At 60.5% G+C, this 19,000-nt stretch carries 22 protein-coding genes and 1 pseudogene; 3 read left to right on the top strand and 20 right to left on the bottom strand.

The annotated features are described in order from the left end of the window. The first annotated feature begins 50 nt into the window (after window positions 1-50). Window positions 51-440, top strand: a complete 390-nt coding sequence (locus tag AQUI_RS0102080; protein ID WP_027256037.1) for a PepSY domain-containing protein — start codon at window positions 51-53, stop codon at window positions 438-440. Between the two features lie 447 nt (window positions 441-887). Beyond that, window positions 888-1,728 (top strand): annotated as a pseudogene (locus AQUI_RS29665) (IS5 family transposase). A 140-nt stretch (window positions 1,729-1,868) separates the two neighbouring features. Here the strand turns inward: AQUI_RS29665 and AQUI_RS31730 are convergent. Next, on the bottom strand, window positions 1,869-2,261 hold the full coding sequence (locus AQUI_RS31730; protein WP_245596849.1) for a hypothetical protein: 393 nt from the start codon (window positions 2,259-2,261) through the stop codon (window positions 1,869-1,871). Between the two features lie 552 nt (window positions 2,262-2,813). Here AQUI_RS31730 and AQUI_RS32190 point away from each other — a divergent pair. Next, complete coding sequence (locus AQUI_RS32190; protein WP_281171983.1) at window positions 2,814-2,945, top strand: hypothetical protein; 132 nt, start codon at window positions 2,814-2,816, stop codon at window positions 2,943-2,945. Window positions 2,946-3,069: 124 nt separating this feature from the next. Here the strand turns inward: AQUI_RS32190 and AQUI_RS26880 are convergent, their stop codons facing one another. The 19 genes from AQUI_RS26880 to AQUI_RS0101970 form a co-directional block, all read right to left on the bottom strand. Beyond that, window positions 3,070-3,774 (bottom strand): ferric reductase-like transmembrane domain-containing protein, encoded by a 705-nt coding sequence (locus tag AQUI_RS26880; RefSeq protein ID WP_245596840.1) that lies wholly within the window; start codon window positions 3,772-3,774, stop codon window positions 3,070-3,072. A 38-nt stretch (window positions 3,775-3,812) separates the two neighbouring features. Continuing rightward, window positions 3,813-5,129: an APC family permease gene (locus tag AQUI_RS0102055; protein WP_027256036.1), complete on the bottom strand. Its 1,317-nt coding sequence runs from the start codon at window positions 5,127-5,129 to the stop codon at window positions 3,813-3,815. 24 nt (window positions 5,130-5,153) lie between these two features. After that, entirely contained in the window at window positions 5,154-6,245 is a 1,092-nt protein-coding gene (locus tag AQUI_RS0102050) for a saccharopine dehydrogenase family protein (protein WP_027256035.1), read from the bottom strand. Window positions 6,246-6,400: 155 nt separating this feature from the next. After that, a complete protein-coding gene (locus AQUI_RS0102045) occupies window positions 6,401-7,048 on the bottom strand; it encodes a methyltransferase family protein (protein WP_027256034.1) in 648 nt (215 codons plus the stop codon). After that, window positions 7,045-7,284: a DUF2933 domain-containing protein gene (locus AQUI_RS0102040; protein WP_027256033.1), complete on the bottom strand. Its 240-nt coding sequence runs from the start codon at window positions 7,282-7,284 to the stop codon at window positions 7,045-7,047. The genes AQUI_RS0102045 and AQUI_RS0102040 overlap by 4 nt, the downstream gene beginning before the upstream one ends. 630 nt (window positions 7,285-7,914) lie before the next feature. Beyond that, window positions 7,915-8,607, bottom strand: coding sequence for a CBS domain-containing protein (locus tag AQUI_RS0102035; RefSeq protein WP_027256032.1), 693 nt, complete (start codon window positions 8,605-8,607; stop codon window positions 7,915-7,917). Window positions 8,608-8,638: 31 nt separating this feature from the next. Next, on the bottom strand, window positions 8,639-9,250 hold the full coding sequence (gene petA / locus AQUI_RS0102030) for a ubiquinol-cytochrome c reductase iron-sulfur subunit (protein ID WP_051371755.1): 612 nt from the start codon (window positions 9,248-9,250) through the stop codon (window positions 8,639-8,641). Next, complete coding sequence (locus AQUI_RS31720) at window positions 9,247-9,495, bottom strand: SDR family oxidoreductase (RefSeq protein ID WP_027256030.1); 249 nt, start codon at window positions 9,493-9,495, stop codon at window positions 9,247-9,249. Before AQUI_RS31720 ends, petA begins: the two co-directional genes overlap by 4 nt. A gap of 174 nt (window positions 9,496-9,669) precedes the next feature. Then, complete coding sequence (locus AQUI_RS26870; RefSeq protein ID WP_211235988.1) at window positions 9,670-10,701, bottom strand: bifunctional enoyl-CoA hydratase/phosphate acetyltransferase; 1,032 nt, start codon at window positions 10,699-10,701, stop codon at window positions 9,670-9,672. Next, entirely contained in the window at window positions 10,698-11,903 is a 1,206-nt protein-coding gene (locus AQUI_RS26865) for an acetate/propionate family kinase (protein ID WP_051371773.1), read from the bottom strand. The genes AQUI_RS26870 and AQUI_RS26865 overlap by 4 nt, the downstream gene beginning before the upstream one ends. 1 nt (window position 11,904) lies before the next feature. Next, complete coding sequence (locus tag AQUI_RS26860; RefSeq protein WP_035919563.1) at window positions 11,905-12,129, bottom strand: hypothetical protein; 225 nt, start codon at window positions 12,127-12,129, stop codon at window positions 11,905-11,907. Between the two features lie 3 nt (window positions 12,130-12,132). Beyond that, window positions 12,133-13,920: a DUF3141 domain-containing protein gene (locus AQUI_RS26855; protein WP_084294214.1), complete on the bottom strand. Its 1,788-nt coding sequence runs from the start codon at window positions 13,918-13,920 to the stop codon at window positions 12,133-12,135. Further along, window positions 13,920-14,204, bottom strand: a complete 285-nt coding sequence (locus AQUI_RS0102000; RefSeq protein WP_035919562.1) for a DUF5676 family membrane protein — start codon at window positions 14,202-14,204, stop codon at window positions 13,920-13,922. The genes AQUI_RS26855 and AQUI_RS0102000 overlap by 1 nt, the downstream gene beginning before the upstream one ends. A 129-nt stretch (window positions 14,205-14,333) precedes the next feature. Then, window positions 14,334-15,215 carry a DMT family transporter gene (locus AQUI_RS0101995; protein WP_027256028.1) on the bottom strand — a complete coding sequence of 294 codons (882 nt, stop codon included), beginning with the start codon at window positions 15,213-15,215 and terminating at the stop codon, window positions 14,334-14,336. Beyond that, window positions 15,212-16,546 carry an SAM-dependent methyltransferase gene (locus AQUI_RS26850; protein WP_084294212.1) on the bottom strand — a complete coding sequence of 445 codons (1,335 nt, stop codon included), beginning with the start codon at window positions 16,544-16,546 and terminating at the stop codon, window positions 15,212-15,214. Before AQUI_RS26850 ends, AQUI_RS0101995 begins: the two co-directional genes overlap by 4 nt. A gap of 28 nt (window positions 16,547-16,574) precedes the next feature. Further along, on the bottom strand, window positions 16,575-17,078 hold the full coding sequence (locus AQUI_RS0101985; protein ID WP_035919561.1) for a hypothetical protein: 504 nt from the start codon (window positions 17,076-17,078) through the stop codon (window positions 16,575-16,577). A gap of 17 nt (window positions 17,079-17,095) precedes the next feature. After that, a complete protein-coding gene (locus tag AQUI_RS0101980) occupies window positions 17,096-17,656 on the bottom strand; it encodes an NAD(P)/FAD-dependent oxidoreductase (RefSeq protein ID WP_027256026.1) in 561 nt (186 codons plus the stop codon). A 328-nt stretch (window positions 17,657-17,984) separates the two neighbouring features. Beyond that, window positions 17,985-18,290, bottom strand: coding sequence for a hypothetical protein (locus tag AQUI_RS0101975; protein ID WP_027256025.1), 306 nt, complete (start codon window positions 18,288-18,290; stop codon window positions 17,985-17,987). A gap of 63 nt (window positions 18,291-18,353) precedes the next feature. Next, on the bottom strand, window positions 18,354-18,995 hold the full coding sequence (locus AQUI_RS0101970; RefSeq protein ID WP_027256024.1) for an RNA polymerase sigma factor: 642 nt from the start codon (window positions 18,993-18,995) through the stop codon (window positions 18,354-18,356). Between the last annotated feature and the right edge of the window lie 5 nt (window positions 18,996-19,000).

Below are 19,000 nucleotides of genomic sequence, written 5' to 3'. Positions count from 1 at the left end.
ATCTGTTTAGAGTAAGCGACCTCACTTGTACTCTTCAACGGAACCACTCAATGCCTCGCACATCCAAGATCTTCCTGCCCGCCGTGCTCCTTGCTGCCCTGCCGTTCGCGGCATCGGCCGAAACCATGGACCAGAGCGAGCTCGACATGTTCCGCTCCGCATCGCTCACGATCAGCCAAGCGGGTGATGCTGCGCTGCAGGCGCATGCTGGCACGCTGGCGGCTGTCGCTTTTGGCGGCGAAAATGGCCGTGCGGCCTACGAGGCGGTGGTGATCGGCGGCGACGGCCAGCCCTGGACGAAGAAGATCACGACGGCGAAACGAACGACGGCTGATCGAACGTCCCCTCGAGAATTCAGACCATTGCCCGGCCGCGTCAGGCGGCCGGGACTCGTTTTTGGAAAGACCGCGCTGCATGAAGATTCTTTTGGCCGAAGATGATCGTGAAACAGCTGCCTATGTGGTGAAACCGCACCGACCGTGTCTGAGTATCCGGCTACGAAAGTGAAGGTTCACAAGCTCGCAATGAATAGTTGTGCACGCGGCCGGGCGGCACGAGCGGCCGCGCCCGTCGGCGGTGCAGGTCAGTTGTCGTTCGATCTGGCAGGGCTGGGTCTCAACTATGCAGAACGATCAGAACTGGCAGCGGCAGTGCAAACGACGCGGGCGATCATCGCAGCACACGGGTGATTTATGGCCGCCGCATTCTGGACGATGTCACGCTGAACCTACGATTATGCACACTACCTGCACACAGCTGCAGTCCACCTCATTGAAGTTTGACGACAATCAGTCCGATCCTCATTCGTTCCCTAGAAAGCTTAGGGTCAGGACCCATTGATTTTCGCCTGGCGGCGTGGTTCACGGTTCGAAAACCGAGCGGTGAACATGTCTGATCTTTTCTGGCTGAGCGATGCGCAGATGGCGCGTCTTGAGCCCTATTTCCCGCAGTCCCATGGAAAGCCGCGCGTTGATGACCGGCGTGTCTTGAGTGGGATTATCTTCATAAACCGCAATGGCTTAAGGTGGCGCGATGCACCCGAGGAATACGGCCCGCACAGTGAGGCGGGACCGTCGCCCCAGCGGGGCGGCGTCAGCCCGGTGAACGCTTTACAACCGTTGGAAACGCTGGAGTGACAAGGGCATCTTTGCTCAGATGATGATCGGTTTGGCAACTGAACACAACGAAGAGAAGACCGTGATGATCCCCTCTCATCGAAACTGCGTTTCGACTGCCGGGCAGTGGACGCAACTTATCTGAAAGCCCATCGGACAGCGACCAGCATGGGCGTGAAAAAGGGGGGGCGTGGCCGCCTGATCGGTAGAACCAAAGGTGGCATGAATACCAAGCTGCATGCCATCTGCGACAGCCAGGGCCGCCCGCTGAGCTTGTTCGTCACCGCTGGACAGGTCAGCGACTACATCGGGGCAAGGGCGCTGCTCAGCAGTTTGCCGAATGTCGACTGGATGCTTGGGGATCGCGGCTATGACGCCGATTGGTTCCGGGAAGCATTGAAAGACAAAGGGATACGCGCCTGCATCCCGGGCCGAAAGCAGCGCAAGACACCCGTCAGATACGACAAACGCCGCTACAAACGCCGCAACCGCATCGAGATTCATGTTTGGCAGGCTCAAAGACTGGAGGCGTGTGGCTACGCGATACGACAGATGCCCGAAGGTCTTCCTCTCCGCTATCGCTCTCGCCGCAACCGTCATCTATTGGCTATGAGTCCTGACCCTAGCTTGGCAACCCAATTGCGATACAAAATCCGCACGACATAACGCGAATTCGTGCGATCTAAGAGTGAACGCTCGCTACAAACTGAAATAATCAAACCATTAGTGAAAAGTAAAAATTAAAACATTCCATCAATGGATCAACCTCTTCTCCCTTTCTGAAATCCTGACTAGCTGAGCGCTGGCGGTTGTTGCTGCCGCCCTCGCAGCGGCTGGACTCTGCGCTACGCCTCGCCCAATAACCTCACCGGTGGTCAACTCGCCGATCCGTGATCTGCCTTTGACGCCAGTTGTATTGAAGAGCCCGCGCATGATTCCGGTCGACCCAGCGGCAACTGCGGGCGCGGCCGCCACCATCAGGTTCCCTGAAATTCCCTGCACGATCAGAGGCGTTGCTGCCACAAAGCCCTTCGCCAGGAACACCATGACGAAGAACGGCATGAGCGATCCGATGTTGGTTGCCGAGTTAGGATCGCCGAGTTGAGCCAGAAGAGAATTCGCCATGCCGACCACGGTCGAGAACATGGCTGCGATGACGATGGATAGAAGGCATAGCTGACCGTCGTCGAGACCCTCCTGTGGAAGAAGTCTTTGGTCGCATCGAAGAGCGACAGAGCGATCATGATCGGAGCGAGACCAGGCATGAGTGTCAGCATCATCTCCATCAAGAGATGCGCCGTCCCCATTTCAGCGTGCTGAGAAGGGGCGGTGTCAGATCACATCGAGACTAATTCAGCTCAACATAACGAGTCCAATGCCGCCCACGGTCCCAAACTGGGACTCGGCCGCATCGACAAGAAACGCGTCTGCCGTTCCGACCATCCAGCTGACGACGCCCACTACCAGTTGCCTTGAGCTTCGCAGATTGCGCGCACTCTCGGCTCGAGTTGCTTCCGTACTTCAATCCAGTCGCGGCGAAGCGCCGAATGCTCGGCTTGGCCAAGGCCCGCATACCTTTCATGGTATTCGCCATCGGCGCTATCCCAAGCAGGAAAGCGGGTTTCACAGCCGCAGTCGCCAGATTCTATTATCTCCTCCCAGGCCCGACTTTCGTACAGCTCCATCAACGCAGCTGCCTTGCATCTGCGGTTTCTCACCGGTGTCGAGGCGCTGAACGGGCTCTTGCTGATCGCCTGGTCTGCGTCCTTCCTGTTTGCGACGATGAACCGTCTGTGGGACTGGCGGCCCTGCGTGGCACCAGAGGATTGAAACTGCAATTCAGGCATCTACTTCCAGCCACGCAAGCGACCCGTGACGGGACGGCCTGCGCGCGTTTCTGCCAGGTTTGAACCAGGGCTCAACTCCTTGATCAAAGGTCAAACGGCCCGCCGCGCTATTCGGCCACGGCTGCATTTGCTCCTCCACCAATGGATTTTCGCCACGTCACCGTGGACGCTGCAATCTGCAAGCCAAGAACAGCGGCGACAAGCGCGACGAAAGGCCATTGCGCCCAGTTCGGTTCGGGCGTTTGCCGGTGGTAGTCCAGGAAGTGGATGAACAGGAAATATGCGGTATGTGCGACACTCAACCACCAGAGCACATACGTCCCCCGTTGCACATATTTCCAGATACTGTTCCCCAACAGGCGCAGGCTGGCGTCCTTCGATGTCAGCCCGAGAACGAGGCCATAGATCAATCCCAAAAGGCCCGAGACATTTGCCAGAGCAAACCCGTGGTTGACCATGACATAGCGTTGTAAACCGGGATGGAATTCAAAGCCAAACAGGCGCATCAGATCAAGTTCGACCCAACCGAAGAGGATGATCGTCGCATGAACGAACGCCAGAACGACGGCATAAATCCCGAGTTCCCGACGGTACGGCAAGACACGCGTCCCCTGGCGCCAGAGCCGTGACAGCGGCCCAAGCATCATCGCCATGGCGATAAGAACCAGTGACACGTCCCCGATGGCGCGGTTCCAGCGATGCATCGGGGACCATTCGGCGCGACTGTACAGAACCAGCGCAGTTGCGACCGCTGCGAAGATGACGATCAAAACATGCCGGAACCACCAGGCGTTTCGCGTAAATGACATCATCGGTTGAGGGCCTCTGTCCTTGTGCAAAATCACAGGCGTCAATCTGCAGCCGCTGCGATCCAAGCACGCAAATATGTCTTTTCAAAAGCGAAGACTATCAGGATTGCGATTAAGGCAAAGATAACAATTGCGGGATCGTTTTGCAGTTTCATAGCGGTGAAGGCGACCAGAACAATCGCATCGAACCCGAGCGCCGCAAGAATGACGACGCCAGAGGCGCCGATGTCCGCCCGACGGAAGCGCCAGACACCCCAATGCACAACCATATCCATGATAAGGTAGAAGAACGCGCCGAGAGACGCGATGCGGCTCAGATCGAAGAAGACGGCAAGGAAGGACGCGATGACCACCGTATAGACCAGCGTATGCCGCTGGATGAGACCGGACATGCCGAAATGGCTATGCGGGATCATCTTCATATTTGTGAGCATGGCCAGCATCCGCGAGACGGCAAAGACGCTGGCCAGCACGGCTGACGCCGTCGCCACCACCGCCAACAGGACCGTCAGCAGAAAGCCCACCTGACCCAACGCCGGTTCCGCTGCCTCGGCCAGCGAGTAGTCCTTGGCGGCAATGATCTCGTCGATGGTCAGGCTGGACCCAACGCCGAAGGCCACAAGCAGATAGACGACCACGCATAGCGCAATCGAAATCATGATCGCGCCCCCCACATTGCGGTTCGGATCGGTGATCTCGGCACCGCTGTTGGTGATGGTTGTGAAGCCTTTGAACGCAAGAATGGCAAGCGCGACCGACGCAACGAAGCCCATCGCGCCAAAATCGATAGTATCCTGCGACGCCGCGGCGAAGTCGAAGCCGCTCGACCACAGGGCGGCGATCCCGAAGAGCGCGATGCCACCGATCTTGATTGCGGCCATGATCATCGAAAACAGCCCGATCGACCGGTTGCCCGCGATGTTCACCAGGAAAGCAAAAAGGATCACCCCGACGGCAAGGATGGGCACAAGCGGCCCGCCCTCGATATCGAATGCGCGCAGGAGGTAAGTGGCAAAGGTCCTGGCGACGAGGCTTTCGGCGATCACCATGCTAAGCGCCATAAGAAGCGCCGCCCCTGCCGCAACCGCCCCCGGTCCGTAACACTTCTGCAGAATCATCCCGATACCCCCTGCCGAGGGCCAGGCGTTGGACATCTTGATGTAGCTGTAGGAACTGAACCCGGTCACAATCGCGCCGATGATGAAGGCAATGGGAAAGAGCGGCCCGGCAAGCTCGGCGATCTGACCGGTCAGGGCAAAGATTCCAGCGCCGATCATGACGCCGGTCCCCATGGCAACCGCACCGCCCAGCGCGATGGAATTCTTCTTGTAGCCGTTGCTGTCGTGGTCGTGATTCATAACGTGTCTTGTCACTTTCGTCTCTTAGTTCGGCCTTCGCCAAGTGTTCGTGTGAATCGTCTCCGCGTCAGGAAAATGCCGACGCAGCCCTCTCAGCACTTGCGCAAGATCGAGGTGGTCAACGATGGAAGTGCCCCCTGTCTGCCGCGCGTCGCCGGAACATATTGCTTGAACTGTCAGCAATATCATAATGGCCGTCAAATCGGCCTGATCGCCGCCCTCGAAAAGGTGCGACGCAATCTCTTTGCCATCGCTATCGAACGCAACCGCCGCAATCCGTGTTCTTGTGGGCCCGATGTTAGGCAGCCACTGTGAAAGTTGTGTCAATCGCGGGGAATGCCTTGCCATCCAGCGTCCGAGCCCAAGCCTCTGTGGCACTGCAAAAAGGCGTGTGACGAGGGGCGGATCGACGGCCAAGTAACTGCGAACGCAGCCCTCGCGTCCGTTGGGAAATATTCCGGCATCGGGAAACGCTATGTCGAGCGCCAGTCGCGGAGCCTCGTTCCGCGCGAACTTGAACCTCCAAGGGTTCATGCCAGGAAATGCAGAACGGCCGGTAATCGGGTCGTCATAAGGCTGTCCAAGCGTCCGAAAGAACCACTCAGCTGCCGCCTGCCCGTAATGACGGCCCATCCCTAGCTCAAGCCCAATACGCACCGTTCGCACCCGTGCGTCCCTCGCCAGATCTGCGCCCATCAAGGTGCTGAGACCCGGTGCCGTACCAACGCCCGTTATGAGGCATCCGTCTTTCCCATCAGCGGCTTTGACTAGACCATCGACATAATTCGGCGTCGCGGACGTATCGAGAACCGTGCCGCCCCTGGCGAGAACCTCCGCGACCAGTCCCGGAGGTGCCGCTTCGGTAAGATTGATGACGATGGCGTCCTCGGGAAGCGCATCAGCCACCCCGTGACTCGCCACGTCGAGTGTGATCGCGACGAGGTTTGGATGTGCAGAATCAGCCGGCCGACGTCGTCTGAAAACAGCCCAAACCTTCCAGCCCTCGTGGTCCGAAAGGAGGGAAATGAGCCGTGAGCCAACATCACCGGATCCGCCAAGGATCACCAGATTGTCCGCTCCTCCCGCCCTCCTGGTCTTGGCGCTTTCAATTCGCAAATCCGTCGTCCATTTCCGTAGCCGAATTCATCCTTCAATCAAGATGCAGACTGCGCAGTGGCGCCCGGTCTTCAGCGAAAATCGAGCCTGCTTCGCTCTTCCCATCGGGGGGCAGCCTGCTGGCGCTTCGCAAGAACGGGGCAAAGCCTTTACGTTCACTGCGCAGAAAAATCACGCAATCGAGGCAGAAACGCCGGTACATCCTCTGCATATCTCTCCCAAGCCTCGCCAAACCGGGCACGGCTATCGGCCTCCTCGCTTTTTGCAAGTCGCGCATACATCCAGACCAGAACCGGGAACATTGCGAGCGTAAGGATTGTCGGCCATTGCACGAGGAACCCTGCCATGATGAGAACGAACCCCACATATTGCGGATGCCGTATCCGGGCGTAGGGGCCTGTGACCGCAAGTCGCCCGGCCCGCTGAGCAGCCCAGAGATGGTGCCAGGCCACCGAGATCAGCCAGAAGCCCCCACCGATCAGCAGGAAGCTGAGGAAATGAAACGGCCCGAAATGCGGGTTCGAACTCCAACCAAAGATCATTTCCGGCAGGTGCCCGCTGTCATGCGCGAACCAGTCAATCCCCGGCCAGTTCGACTGAAGCCAACCTGACAGAAAGAAGATCGTCAGTGGGAAGCCATACATCTCGACAAAGAGCGCGACGATGAAGGCGCTGAAGGCCCCAAAGCTACGCCAGTCGCGCGATGTTTGCGGCTTGAAGAAGCTGAAAGCGAACAGAATGAAGACCGCTGAATTGATGAACACGAGCAGCCACAGGCCGTAAGAGGAGCCCGGGTCGGTCATGATTTGTCATCTCCCGATCCGTGCCCGCCGTGCATGAAAAAATGCATCCCGACGCAGAGCAGCAGGGGCAGAAACAGGACCCACTCGCTGGCGAAAATATGAACGCGGTGCTCATAGCCGAGCAGCAGACCGCCGAGAGCCAGCGCGACGATCAGATAAATACCGGCGCGGGATTTCCAGTAGGGCACAGGCATCGGCTCTTCTTCCGGTTTGCCGTGATGATCGTGTGTTTCCATTTCGAAAACTCCATATTGTCAGTATGTTGTGCGCGGGACGCTCTCGGAGCGGCCCCGCGCGAAGTGGGTATTGAAAGTGAGCACATGAGGGAGGGGCTTCGCCTCGACTTCGCAGCCTGCCCTTGTCAGCTTGGCGTTGAGACGCGCCTTTGCGCCTCAGTTATGCCCGCAACACCCACCTCCGCTTTTTGCTGGTGTTTCTGGCTTTGCAGATGGCTGGGCCGCCGCGACGGATTGATGATCCGTGTCATTCGCCGCGTGTTTCGAACCACTGCAGCAACATCCCGCATTTACGCCTGCGGTGCTTTGCTGCACTTGGGTCACTTTGTCGTTCTTCATGGGTGCCTCCGTTTTCAAGGTTCACAAAGTAGACGCTCGGCGGCGGCAACCATTACAGCTAGTGCCACAGTTTTCGGCTTTCATCCGTCACTCTGAACGAGTGTCTCTCTCCGTCTTGCCTCACTCAGCATCAAAACAGGGCTCAGCCAGAAATGATTTTTTGGGCCAGTAACGCAGCGTGAATGACATCTCCGGAGATGAAATTCGTGCCGATGAACAAGTTGACACTCAGCCCTTGGACTCTTCGCCCGGTAATTCAAGCGCCCTTTTAGGCGACCGACATCAGAAACCTCAAATCCCATACCCCCATGCAGGAAGCCGCCCCATGTGGACATCGACCGAGCGGATACCATCGACATTTTCGGCAGCGACCCGGATCGCGTTTTCGACGAAATCGCTGTCGGCAACACCCCACACGGAGACGTTCCCGTTCTCCACAATGAGGTTGATAAGGTTGACCGATGCGCCGGGAACTTCGGCGATCGCGGCCTCGACCGCCTTGCGCAACGGCTCGTCCGCGAGCGTGGGCGACGGCAGCTTTCCCTTGGTCGACTGTGCCAGCGCGCGGACGAGGTCGGCGCGGGATACAATTCCGACGATCTTTTCGTCCCGAAGGACCGGAACGCGTTTGATACGGCGGGTTTCGAGTGTCTTGGCAATCTCGCCGACCGGTGTGCCTTCATCGACCGTGACAAGATCGCGGGTCATCACGTCGGCGACCTTATGACTGCGGGCCTTGACGTAGTCCTTCGCATCGGCTTCGCCGGCAAACAACTCCAGCCACCACGAACGGCGCTGTGCTCCGCCGTCTCGCATCCGTCGTATGATGTCGCCTTCGCTAATCAGGCCGACGAGTCTGTTGTCGCTGTCGAGAACCGGAAGAGCGCTGATGTGGTTGTCCAGCATCAACTTGACTGCCCCTTCGACAGTTCCGTCGTCACGGATAGTGACGACACCGGTTTTCATCACGTCCTTGGCCTTCATGGTTCAGGGTCCTTTCTGTTTGTTGGTGGTCTCATGCCTCGATCGTCAGCATGAGATCGTCGGCGAGCGTGTAGCGAGGGATGTCGAGGTTGCGCGGGGCAGGCCCCTTCCTGATCCGTCCGGACGTGTCGTAGTGCGATCCGTGACAAGGGCAGAACCATCCGCCGAATTCCCCAAGAGCATCTCCCGATCCCTGGCCAACGGGGACGCAGCCAAGATGCGTGCAGATCCCGATGACGATCAGCCATTCACCGGCCTCGTCTGCCGTCCGGTTTTGGTCGAGTGCAGGCTCCGGCTGTGTGTGGTTCGGGTTTTCTCTGGCGCTGTCCGTCTGGTCGACCAGCGCGTCAAGCGGTGTGGCGCGCGCCACATCGATGGCCTCTTGTGACCGGCGCCAGACGAAGACAGGCTTGCCCTGCCAGCTGACGGTAATCCGTTGACCTCGTTCCATGCCGGACAAGTCGACGCGTACAGTCGACAGGCTGAGGACGTCTGCAGACGGGTTCATCGAATTAATGAGGCGCCATACGGCGGCACCCGTGGCCACTGCACCCGCTCCAGCTGTTGCGTAGTAAAGAAAATCCCGTCTGCTTTCGGAGTTATCTTGACCCGGCTCAGGCGTGCTTCTGCCGATGACTGTCATTTCTCCTGCTCCCGTGGTTTGGTCTCTCCCTGCATCTGACCTCTGCCGACCGGCCCCTCGATGTGCACACCGGCATCGACATGCAGGGTCTCACCAGTGATGGCAGCCGTGTAATCGCTTGCGAGAAGCAGCGTGGCCAGGCCGACGTCGTCGGTTTCGATATTGCGTCGAAGCGGCGCGATCCTCGCGCTGGCGGCCAGAAGGTCGGTGGACCCGACCAGTCCGGACGCGGCACGCGTCGCCACCGGGCCAGGCGAGACTGCGTTCGTTGGCGATACCGATCTCCAGCCCTTTACGGCCCGTAAGATCGAGCAATTCGCGCGGATCGCAGCAGTCTTCGAACCGGGGTTTAGCTGACATGCCAGATGCCTTGGCGCGGGTTTCGGCCGAACGATCCTGATTTTTCCGTTTCTCGGGGCTCATTTCTTGGCCTTTGTTAGAGGGAGTGGGTGGCAATCGGCATCGGCCATCGGCGCGGGCCGCAGCGTGCGGTGCAATTCCTCGCCCATCTCAGTGGTGCCTGGTGCGCCGCCGCTCCGCCAGAGCAGCGACGCCAGGGCAAGCGACGCGATCCGCGTCTCCTCGGTATCCGCACGTGACGTCAGGACCACCGGCGCGGCCAGTCCGAGCGCCACGGCGGCGGCTTTGGCTCTGCCGAGATATTCGAGCGCCTTGGCCAGCATGTTACCGCTGACCAGATCGGGCACCAGCAGGATATCGGCACAACCCGCCACGTCCGAGACGATGCCCTTTTCGGCCACGGCAAGCGGCGAAACCGCGTTGCCGAATGCAAGCGGCCCGTCGACAAGGGCACCGGTGATCTGCCCGCGCCGCGCCATCAGGGTCAGGCTGGCGGCGTCCAGGGTGGAACCTATGGACGCCGTCACCGTCTCGACCGCCGACAGGACCGCAGCGCGGGGTTTGTCCACGCCGATTGCGCGGAAGGCATCCACTGCGTTCTGGCAGATCTGCGCCTTGGCGGCGAGGTCTGGGGCGATATTGATCGCCGCGTCGGTAATACCGATCAGCCGCTCGTGTCCCGGCACTTCTAGTTGGAACAAATGGCTCACGCGCTGGTCGGGAACACGCAGCCCGCTTTCCGCATCTAGAAGAACGCGCATGAAGACGTCGGTATGCAGATTGCCCTTCATCACGACGTCGGCTTTGCCTTCCCGCACCAGCCTGACCGCCACTCGCGCCGCGTCGGCGTCCGCTCCGCTGTCGTGCAGGCAAGCCGAGTCGAGCCCCAGCCCCGCAGCTGCGGCCAGAGGCTCGATGTCCGCCCGGGGGCCCACCAGGTGCGGTTCGGCCAGCCCCTCTTCCTTTGCCCGCCGCATGGTGGCCAGAACGACCTCCTGCGCGGCATCGGCGACAGCGACGCGGACCGGTCCAGTCGCGCGTGCACGGGCAACGAGTGAAGTAAGTGTCTTGGGTGACTGCTGACTTGTCATCGTGACGCCGCTTTCGGTTCGGAAGCGCATTCTTGGCAAAGACGCGCGACGTGATCGGCGATCACCTGTTCCTCGTCGGTCTGGCGGACCTCGACGTTGACCCGCGAACCGGCTGCGGAGATGGTCTTACTCCCCGCCAGATTGGCCTCGTGGTCAATACGGACCCCAAGATAGCCAAGCCCAGCGCAGATCAATTCGCGCACTGGTGCGGCATTGGCACCGATGCCGCCCGTGAAGACCAGCCGGTCGAGGCCTTCGAGCGGTGCGGTCAGCGCGACCAGGTGGCGCCGAACATGATAGCAGAAGTACCTGATCGCCTCGGCAGAGGCAGCGTCATGGCGCTCGATAAGAACACGCATATCGCGGCTTATCCCCGACAGGCCGAGGAGGCCCGACCGGGTTCGCAACAGGTTCCCAAGATCCTCCGCTGACATTCCGGCTTCCTGCTGAAGGTGCAGGATCAGACCGGGGTCGATATCGCCGGACCGGGTCCCCATGGGCACGCCGGAGACCAGCGAAAACCCCATCGTGGTTTCGATCGACCTGCCACCCCGGATGGCGGCCAGTGAAGCCCCGTTGCCGAGATGCGCGACGACCAGATGCTCGGCCTCGACATCGACGCCGTCCCGGGCCAGCGCACCAACGATGTATTCATAGCTGAGCCCATGATAGCCGTAGCGCCGAAGCTCGGGTGTTTCCAACTCGCGCGGCAGGCCGGTCATCCTCGCCACCCGCGGCAGGCGGTTGTGAAACGAGGTGTCGAAACAGGCGATCTGCGGCAGGTCCGGGCGCAGGGTCGCGATGGCCTCGATCCCCGCGATGTTGTGGGGCAGATGCAGCGGCGCGAGGGACACCAGACTGCGCAGACGCGCCAGAAGGTCGGGTGTAACCTCCTCCGGGCAATCGCAATCCGGCCCGCCATGGGCGACACGATGACCAACGGTGACCGGGAAGGCCGCAAGGCGGTCAGAGCTGACCTCGGAGACTACGGCGTCGAGTGCTGCGTGATGGCCCGGAAAAGCGCCGTCTCGTTCCATGTCTTTCGCGTCGCCGGTCGCGGTCAACGTGAGCCGGGCGGCATCGGTCCCAATTCCCGTAACCGCCCCACCGGCAATTCGCGCGCCGCCCTGCCCGGCTTCGAAGAGGGCGAACTTGAGGCTGGAGGACCCCGCGTTCAGGACGAGGACGGCCGGACGTCGCATCTCATGCCCGCCCGTCATCCTTCGGACGTTCCCGAGCTGTCGCCGTTTCTTCATCTGTGGCGCTGCGGGCATCCCGGGTGTCGTGCACATGCGCGGTGCGGTCGTTGGAAGTGTTCTTTCTCCGGCCTCCCCGACCATGGCCGCCATGGCCATGACCGAAGAGATGCATGGCGACCATCCCGCCGCCGAGTAGAAGGATCAGCCAGTTGTCCACGATCCATTGCATGATCTAATCCTTGTCTTGATTTACGAAGCCGGCGCCGGGGGCGTAGAGTGCCTTGAAAAGGGTTGCGATGGCATGATCGCGGGCTACACGCATCGCCCCGAGACTGGCCCCGATCCGCTCCAAATTCTCGCGCTCTGCCGTCAGTTGGGGGTCGTCTTCGGGCAGCGGCACACGGTCCGGGCGGATCGAGGCGGCCATCGCCTGTACGGCACCCATCCACGGGTTGTAGCGCGCCGAGAACATGAGGCTGCTCCAGCGCATCGGGTGCATCGCGCGTAGAGCCTCCGCTGATTGTGGTGTGGTCAGCGCCCTCAGCCAAGGGCCAAGGAACAGGTCGTAGGCTGCTTCTCCCACGCGCGAGACTTGTGCGACATTCCTGAGTGCATCCTCGGGGTGCACCTCGCCGATTTCGGAGACGTCGCGCGCCTCGAAGCTGACCGAATAGGCCTGTTTCTTGCAGTCGGGATCGCCAGTGGGATTGTCGATCTTCATTTCGTAGAGACCGGGTTCAAGAGACTCAATCTCGTCAAGGCTTTCGAGGATCGCGCGGTGTTCGAGCCGCGCCACCGAGGCCGAGACGAAGATGCCTAGATGTCCGACATGGGGGTTCACGAGATAGACGATCCGCTGTCCTGCAGCCTTCAGCGCGGCGGTGTCGGCGTAGACCTTCGGGATCCAGCCGAGTGCCTGTGCCGGCGGGGTGATGTTGTCGCCCTCCGAGGCGAAGATCACGATCGGGTTCTGTATCCGTCGCAGATCGGCGGTGCAGCCCTCGCAGACCCGCATCTCGCCGGTTTCCAGCTTGTTGCCGATGAAGAGGTTTTCGGCGATCGCAAGGATCTCCTCGCGGCTCAGCGTGTAGAAGCCGTTCCACCAGCGCTCGAATTCCAGGAATCGCTCGCGTTCGCCGTCGAAATGCGAGAACAGGTGGGCGTATTTGTCCCAGATCGCCTTTTCCGGCTGCAGGTTCTCGAAGTTCTGCGCGAGCCACGCGCCGTCGAAGCGCCCGTCGCCGAGGTCCGCGGTCATATGCGCGGCCCAGGTGCCCCCGACAAGCCCGCCAATCATACGCATCGGGTTGGTTCCGGTTTCACCGGCCCAGTAGGAGAGCGGCGAGCCGTTTAGGACAATTGGACCAGAAAGCCCCTGGCAGTCAGCAGCCAAGAGTGTAATCGCCCAGCCCGCCTGGCAGTTGCCGTAGAGAATGGGCGCATGGTCGGGATGGCGGCGGGCAACTTCTTCGACGAAGCGGCGCAAGGCGTGACGGACATCGGCCAGGGCCTGGCCTGGCTCGGGTTCCGGGTAGAAGGTCACGAAGTAGACCGGGCGGCCCTCATGCATCGCAATGCCCACCTCGCTGTCGCGCTTGAAGCCGCCGATGCCCGGACCGTGGCCGGCGCGAGGGTCGACCACGATCACCGGCGGCTTGGCCATGTCAACGCAATCGTCCCAGCAGTCCTCGCCGATTTCGGTGATCCTGAGAAGCGCGTAGTTGGCGGGACGGTCGAAGTGGCGCGCGTCGAGAAGGGTTTCATATTTGAAATCCAGAAGCGGCGGCATTCCACGCCGCTCGTGCTCGATCATGTTGTCGGCGCGCTCGCGCAATGTGTCTAGGAACAGAACCCAGCGTTCGAACAGGTCCTGAGGATACGTCGTGGTGGCAGCGGTCGGGCTTTCGACCTGCGCGGCCTTCGGTTCTTCAGTTTTCGGGCCGCTTTGGTTGGCCGGTGAAGCGGCTTGTCCAGTCGCTACCGACTTGAGCTGCCGTTTTGGGGATCTGGTCGTGGCCATCACGCACTCCGCTCAGCAAAGAAGTTGAACAACGGGCCGAAGATCAGCGCGACGAACCAGCCATAAAGCAGCGTTTCGGCTATGCCGACGACGTAGCCTCCGAGGCTGATGCCATCGACCCATGGCAGAAGCGGGTTCCACAGGCTGGTCATGCTCTGGCTGGGAAAGACCAGGTCGAAAACCACGCAGATCGTGTAGGTGATCGCGAAGAAAATGCCGAGGCTCCAGCCCAGAGCCTGAATTGGGATCCGAGCGGCGCGGGGCGTGTTGCTGATGCTGGTCATTTCGGGACCTCCTTTTGTCAAGGAGCGCGTTCAAAAGCGCCTCACAATCAAGACGCCCGAGAGCCGGATACATTACACGTTTTTTGGTTTCCTGGCTGCCGCGGATTACTTCGCGCAGGACGCCGGAGACTATTCGGCTTCGGAACGATCGGTATTGGTCATGGCGATACCGAAAAGCGTAACAAGAACTCCCAAACTCGTCAAAAGACCGATGGTCTCTCCGAAAAAGGCCGCGCCCATGGCAAGTCCGAAGCCAGGCACCAGGAAAGCGAATGCGTTGGCGCGGCTGAGGTCGGTCGTTCGAAGAATCTCGCTCCACAGCCAATAGGCAAGCGATGTACCGAGGAGACTGATCGCGAGCAGAATCAGAACGAACTGCGGTGAGAACGTGACCGATATCGGGTCTTCGTAAAGAAACGCACCCACCATGAGAGGGATTCCACCGATCAGCATCTGGCTTCCCATCGCCATCAGGGTATCCGCACGCCCTGCCAACGCGCGGATAAGAACGTTGCTGATTGTGATGCCCAGGGCGGCCAAAAGGATGTAGGCAGCGCCGAGCCCGAACGCGCTCCCGGCAGGTGCCTGAAATTGTGGCGCGGCGATCAGCACGATGCCAACAAAGCCCAAGGCGAGGCCCGCTTTGCCGCGCCCACTCAAACGCTCGCCCAAGACTGCGGTCGCAAGCACCGCGGCCATCAGCGGCTGCGCGTTGGCCAGCACCGTGGCAAGTCCGGGCAGGATGAATTCCGAGGCCATGAACATGCCAAGAAATCCAAGCGACGTGGCCCCGAGACCTATGCCGATGATCGTGAGCCATACCCGCATGCCTCGCGGCCAGGGGCGGCCAAATATCATCCCGATGGCCACGAGCGCCGATCCGGAGAAAAACGCCCGTAAGGAAGCGAAGGTCAGATGCGGGGCGTAGGCAAAACCCGCTACGATGAGAGGGAAGCAGACGGCCCACAGGAACATGACCAGGGCGATCAGCGATGTCTTGCGGATGGTCATTCGGCGGCGACCCAGTCCTCTCTGCGCGCATTCGACTTCACGGTATCCGCATTCCTGCCGCGGCTCGAATGGGGCAGCTGTCTTTTGGTGGCTTCCATATAGTCCCGTGTCATTGGGACAGCATCCAATCGGTGTGCAAGCTGGATCTGGAACACGACCAGAAAGTTGTGGCGGAACCCTGCTTCGCAGGACGCGAGGTAGAATTCCCACATCCGGCAGAAGCGTTCATCATACAGCGCGGCCGCCTCGGACCGGTGCGCCATGAAGCGTTCCCTCCAGGCTTTCAGCGTTTCGGCATAGTGAAGGCGGAGCACTTCGATGTCCGCTATAACGAGCCCCGCCCGTTCAACCTCCGGGACGATTTCCGAGAGCGACGGAACATAGCCGCCCGGAAAGACGTACTTTGATATCCACGGGTCAGGCGCACGCGGCGGGCAAGCACTCCCGATCGTATGCACCAGAGCCACACCGTTTGCATCGAGAAGGTCCGCAAGCTTGGAGAAATACGCGCTGTAGTGTCCGACGCCGACATGCTCGAACATGCCGACCGACACGATCCGGTCGAAGCGGCCCGTCTGGTGGCGATAGTCGCGCAAATCGAAGCGGAGCCGGTCATCCAACCCATCGCGCCGCGCCCGATCAGTGGCGTATTTCTGCTGATCCACCGACAGCGTGACCCCGGTTACCTGCGCGTCCGTCACACGGGCAAGATACCTCCCCAAACCACCCCAGCCGGAACCGATGTCGAGAACCTTCTGTCCCGGCAGCACGCGCAACTTGGCCGAGATGTGGCGCATCTTCTGAACCTGCGCGATCTCGAGACTCTCTTCGGAGGTCTCGAAATAGGCGCAGGAATACTGCCGTTCGGGGTCGAGAAAGAGGTCGTAGAGGCCGTCGCCCAGATCGTAGTGATGGGCGACATTCCGGCGCGACCGCGGGATGGGATTGTACATTGTGAACCGCCTGAGCGTCATCCTCAGTCGGTCGCGGACCCGCCACAGCATGGGCAAGCGGGCGTTCCGACAGTTTTCAAGACAAAGGGCGATCAGGCCGTAGAGATCGCCCTTTTCGACCGTCAGTCCACCCTCCATCCAGGTTTCCCCCAGAGCGAGGTCAGGATGGATGGCGATCCGGCGGAGTGTTGGCCAGTCGCGGATCGCGATTGAAATCGCAGAAGATCCCATGCCGTAACGCCTGGTCTCGCCATCGGGCAAACGAACTTCGAGCACTCCTGTCCGGATGACCCTGCGGAGTTCGCGATCAAGAAGCCACAACGCCACCGGTGCGCGGCGATCTGTCTTCGACGCGCGAAGGATCTCATCGTGTTTCATGCATTTCCCCCACCTTGATTCCTTTCCCCTATGCGCCGTGATCGCCATGGCGGCACCAGACGCAATCGCAATTGATGTGGCTGCAACTCGGGTCTTCCAGAGCCTTGCGATAGCGACGGCGGGCAAACGGCAGCGCCAGCCGCCTGAAGGTGGTCAGATAGTATGCACGGCGGAGCACGCCCCCCGCATCGCCAGTGGCCAACTTGCGGCTGGCGATGCGCATGCCGACTTTGCCGCCCAAGCCGAACATCCAGCGGTTGACGATGCCTGCCTCCAAAAGCGGACCAAGTTCCGATTTCCAACGGGTGACATAGTCGTTGCCTGTCAGCAGACATTCCGCCGCCAGAACGCCCGAGCGGATCGCATGGCGTATCCCAAATCCGGCAAGCGCGTCCTGAAAGCCCGCATGCTCGCCAATTACCGGGTGCACGCCCTGCATGGCGCTACGAGGCGATCGGTAGGCGCCATACCCGCCGAAGCTGCGGGCGTTGCGCATCTCAAGTCCGGCATGGGCGCGAAAACCTGTGAACATGCAACTCGCGATCGTGCCTAGGCCGCCTGAACCAGCAGGTAGGCGTATCCTCCTGGCGCGACCTCGTGGCCAAGCGCGAGCCAGGCCCCGTCGGGCATGTCCGTCTCGAAAACGTGCCCTGCGGCGATGACGCCGGCCTCGCGCGGCCCGGCGGCCAGGACGCCCGCGTCGGCGAACGTCTTCACCCAGTCGCCGAAACGGATCTCAACACCCGCGGCGCGGGCCTGGGCCAGAAGGGCGCTATCTAGTGTGCCTTGACCCGGACCGCGCCGGAGCAGGTAGAAGAGCGGGCGCAGTCCCTTCACGGCATACCGATGTCCGGACGGATCGAACACAGTGCCACGCTCGAACGGATGATGGTCGAAATCGGCGGTGATCCCGGCGGCGGCCAGTTCCTCGAGAACGTCCAGTTCCCTGGTCCAGCTCTCAAGCCCCTGGAAATCGTCGTGGAACCTGTGGCCCACACAATCCTTCCACTCGCGTACAATCACTTGGCGACCGGCGCGCGCCAACACGATCGCGCAAGCAAGGCCGGCTGGTCCAGCCCCGACGATTACTATCTTGGTCGAGTTCGTCATCGCGGTTTCCGACGGTTCTCAAGCGGTATTCCGAGTGCTGATCTCAGTGCCGGCGTGGGCGTCTCGGGGTTTCTACCGGAATGTCCACGACAGCCTCTTTGACTTTGGGACGATCACGTAGCCGGACGATAGCGGTGCCTGCGAGCAGTGCAGAAGCGAGGGCACCAGCGAGAATGAGAGTTGCGAGCATTTCCGTGTTCCTTTCCTGACGAACGCTGTTTGCGCGGTTCATAAGAAAAGACGCTTGCTCGGTGATTTCGTTACATGCGTGCGGGGCTCGCCGATGTCGGTCTTGTCCTTGCAACACGACCAGCCCCATCCGGGGCATTCAGAGTTGACCCCTTGGCGCGCCGTCCCTGCGCGTATGATCGGCTGGCAACCCTTCGGCTAACACTGAACCGACCAGCGCATTGACCATTTGACGGCGGAACAAAAAGAGAATCGTTCTGGCCTCTTGCGGGGTAAGCCCCAAGGAATCCGCTGCAGACCGAAGACTCCGACCCTCGACATCTACCTCAAGAAACAACTCTCCCGACAGTGCCCCGACATCGGCCTGCACCGTCCCTCGGCACTCGCAGAACACATCCGAAACCAGGTCTGCGATCACCTGTGCTTCTGTCGGTTCCCTGGTCATGTGATCCTCCCGAGCGGCTTCGGTATGAAGACGCAGTTAGGAGCACAGCATTACAAAACCGCGTTACGAGACGGTGTCTTTTTCCTCGCAAGCGGTCTCTTCGACTGGATGCTCACACCCTGGTGGTGGACAGGAGCAATCGTCAAAGCCATGCCGACAGCACGGTCCACAATGGGCTAATAGCGCGTCACCCAATGCGGCACGGGCGCGGTGAAGACGTACATTAAGAGTTCCGGGTTTCAGCCCCAAGTCCGCCGCCACCATCGCGCGATCATCGTCGTCGATATCTATGCGGCGGATCAGTTCCGCATCACCCGGGCGCAACTCGGTGACCAACCCTTTGACGCACTTACAGATCACGTCCATGTCTTCGACAGGGTCATCCGCGACCATAGCAGACTGGGCCTCCTGCGCGACAGCATCTCTCAGACGACGGGATCGGCCCGATTTGCGGTAATGGTCGTTGAGTGCCGAGCGCAACACCGCATAGAGCCAGGCATCCATGCGATTCGCCTCGCGCAGCTGATCTTTCCGCGCCAGAACGCGCGTGCAGAATTCCTGCAGGACATCCTCCGCGTCGGCACGATTCCCAAGCCGCTTCATCAGGAAGCCGAAAAACGCGCTCTGGTTTGTTACAAGAGTCTGCGAGAGCTCCTGGCTTTCAGCGCAGCCGCGGCTACGAGTTGGGCCTGCGGATTTACACATCGCTA

It is taken from the genome of Leisingera aquimarina DSM 24565 (genome assembly GCF_000473165.1).
In the GTDB taxonomy this organism is placed as follows: Bacteria; Pseudomonadota; Alphaproteobacteria; order Rhodobacterales; family Rhodobacteraceae; genus Leisingera; species Leisingera aquimarina.
The sequence above is the reverse complement of the archived record's forward strand: the minus strand, read 5'-3'. Positions and strand labels throughout refer to the sequence as shown.

What these genes read in the sequence shown, in the direction of transcription:
- AQUI_RS31730 (WP_245596849.1), bottom strand. Translation starts at nt 2,261, where the DNA reads ATGTTCTCGACCGTGGTCGGCATGGCGAATTCTCTTCTGGCTCAACTC.
- AQUI_RS0102045 (WP_027256034.1), bottom strand. Translation starts at nt 7,048, where the DNA reads ATGACCGACCCGGGCTCCTCTTACGGCCTGTGGCTGCTCGTGTTCATC.
- AQUI_RS0102055 (WP_027256036.1), bottom strand. Translation starts at nt 5,129, where the DNA reads ATGAATCACGACCACGACAGCAACGGCTACAAGAAGAATTCCATCGCG.
- AQUI_RS0101975 (WP_027256025.1), bottom strand. Translation starts at nt 18,290, where the DNA reads ATGACCAGGGAACCGACAGAAGCACAGGTGATCGCAGACCTGGTTTCG.
- AQUI_RS0102040 (WP_027256033.1), bottom strand. Translation starts at nt 7,284, where the DNA reads ATGGAAACACACGATCATCACGGCAAACCGGAAGAAGAGCCGATGCCT.
- AQUI_RS26850 (WP_084294212.1), bottom strand. Translation starts at nt 16,546, where the DNA reads ATGAAACACGATGAGATCCTTCGCGCGTCGAAGACAGATCGCCGCGCA.
- AQUI_RS0102080 (WP_027256037.1), top strand. Translation starts at nt 51, where the DNA reads ATGCCTCGCACATCCAAGATCTTCCTGCCCGCCGTGCTCCTTGCTGCC.
- petA (WP_051371755.1), bottom strand. Translation starts at nt 9,250, where the DNA reads ATGACAGTCATCGGCAGAAGCACGCCTGAGCCGGGTCAAGATAACTCC.
- AQUI_RS0102035 (WP_027256032.1), bottom strand. Translation starts at nt 8,607, where the DNA reads ATGAAGGCCAAGGACGTGATGAAAACCGGTGTCGTCACTATCCGTGAC.
- AQUI_RS0102000 (WP_035919562.1), bottom strand. Translation starts at nt 14,204, where the DNA reads ATGACCAGCATCAGCAACACGCCCCGCGCCGCTCGGATCCCAATTCAG.
- AQUI_RS26865 (WP_051371773.1), bottom strand. Translation starts at nt 11,903, where the DNA reads ATGCGACGTCCGGCCGTCCTCGTCCTGAACGCGGGGTCCTCCAGCCTC.
- AQUI_RS26860 (WP_035919563.1), bottom strand. Translation starts at nt 12,129, where the DNA reads ATGCAATGGATCGTGGACAACTGGCTGATCCTTCTACTCGGCGGCGGG.
- AQUI_RS0101980 (WP_027256026.1), bottom strand. Translation starts at nt 17,656, where the DNA reads ATGACGAACTCGACCAAGATAGTAATCGTCGGGGCTGGACCAGCCGGC.
- AQUI_RS26870 (WP_211235988.1), bottom strand. Translation starts at nt 10,701, where the DNA reads ATGACAAGTCAGCAGTCACCCAAGACACTTACTTCACTCGTTGCCCGT.
- AQUI_RS0101970 (WP_027256024.1), bottom strand. Translation starts at nt 18,995, where the DNA reads ATGTGTAAATCCGCAGGCCCAACTCGTAGCCGCGGCTGCGCTGAAAGC.
- AQUI_RS26855 (WP_084294214.1), bottom strand. Translation starts at nt 13,920, where the DNA reads ATGGCCACGACCAGATCCCCAAAACGGCAGCTCAAGTCGGTAGCGACT.
- AQUI_RS0101995 (WP_027256028.1), bottom strand. Translation starts at nt 15,215, where the DNA reads ATGACCATCCGCAAGACATCGCTGATCGCCCTGGTCATGTTCCTGTGG.
- AQUI_RS0101985 (WP_035919561.1), bottom strand. Translation starts at nt 17,078, where the DNA reads ATGTTCACAGGTTTTCGCGCCCATGCCGGACTTGAGATGCGCAACGCC.
- AQUI_RS26880 (WP_245596840.1), bottom strand. Translation starts at nt 3,774, where the DNA reads ATGATGTCATTTACGCGAAACGCCTGGTGGTTCCGGCATGTTTTGATC.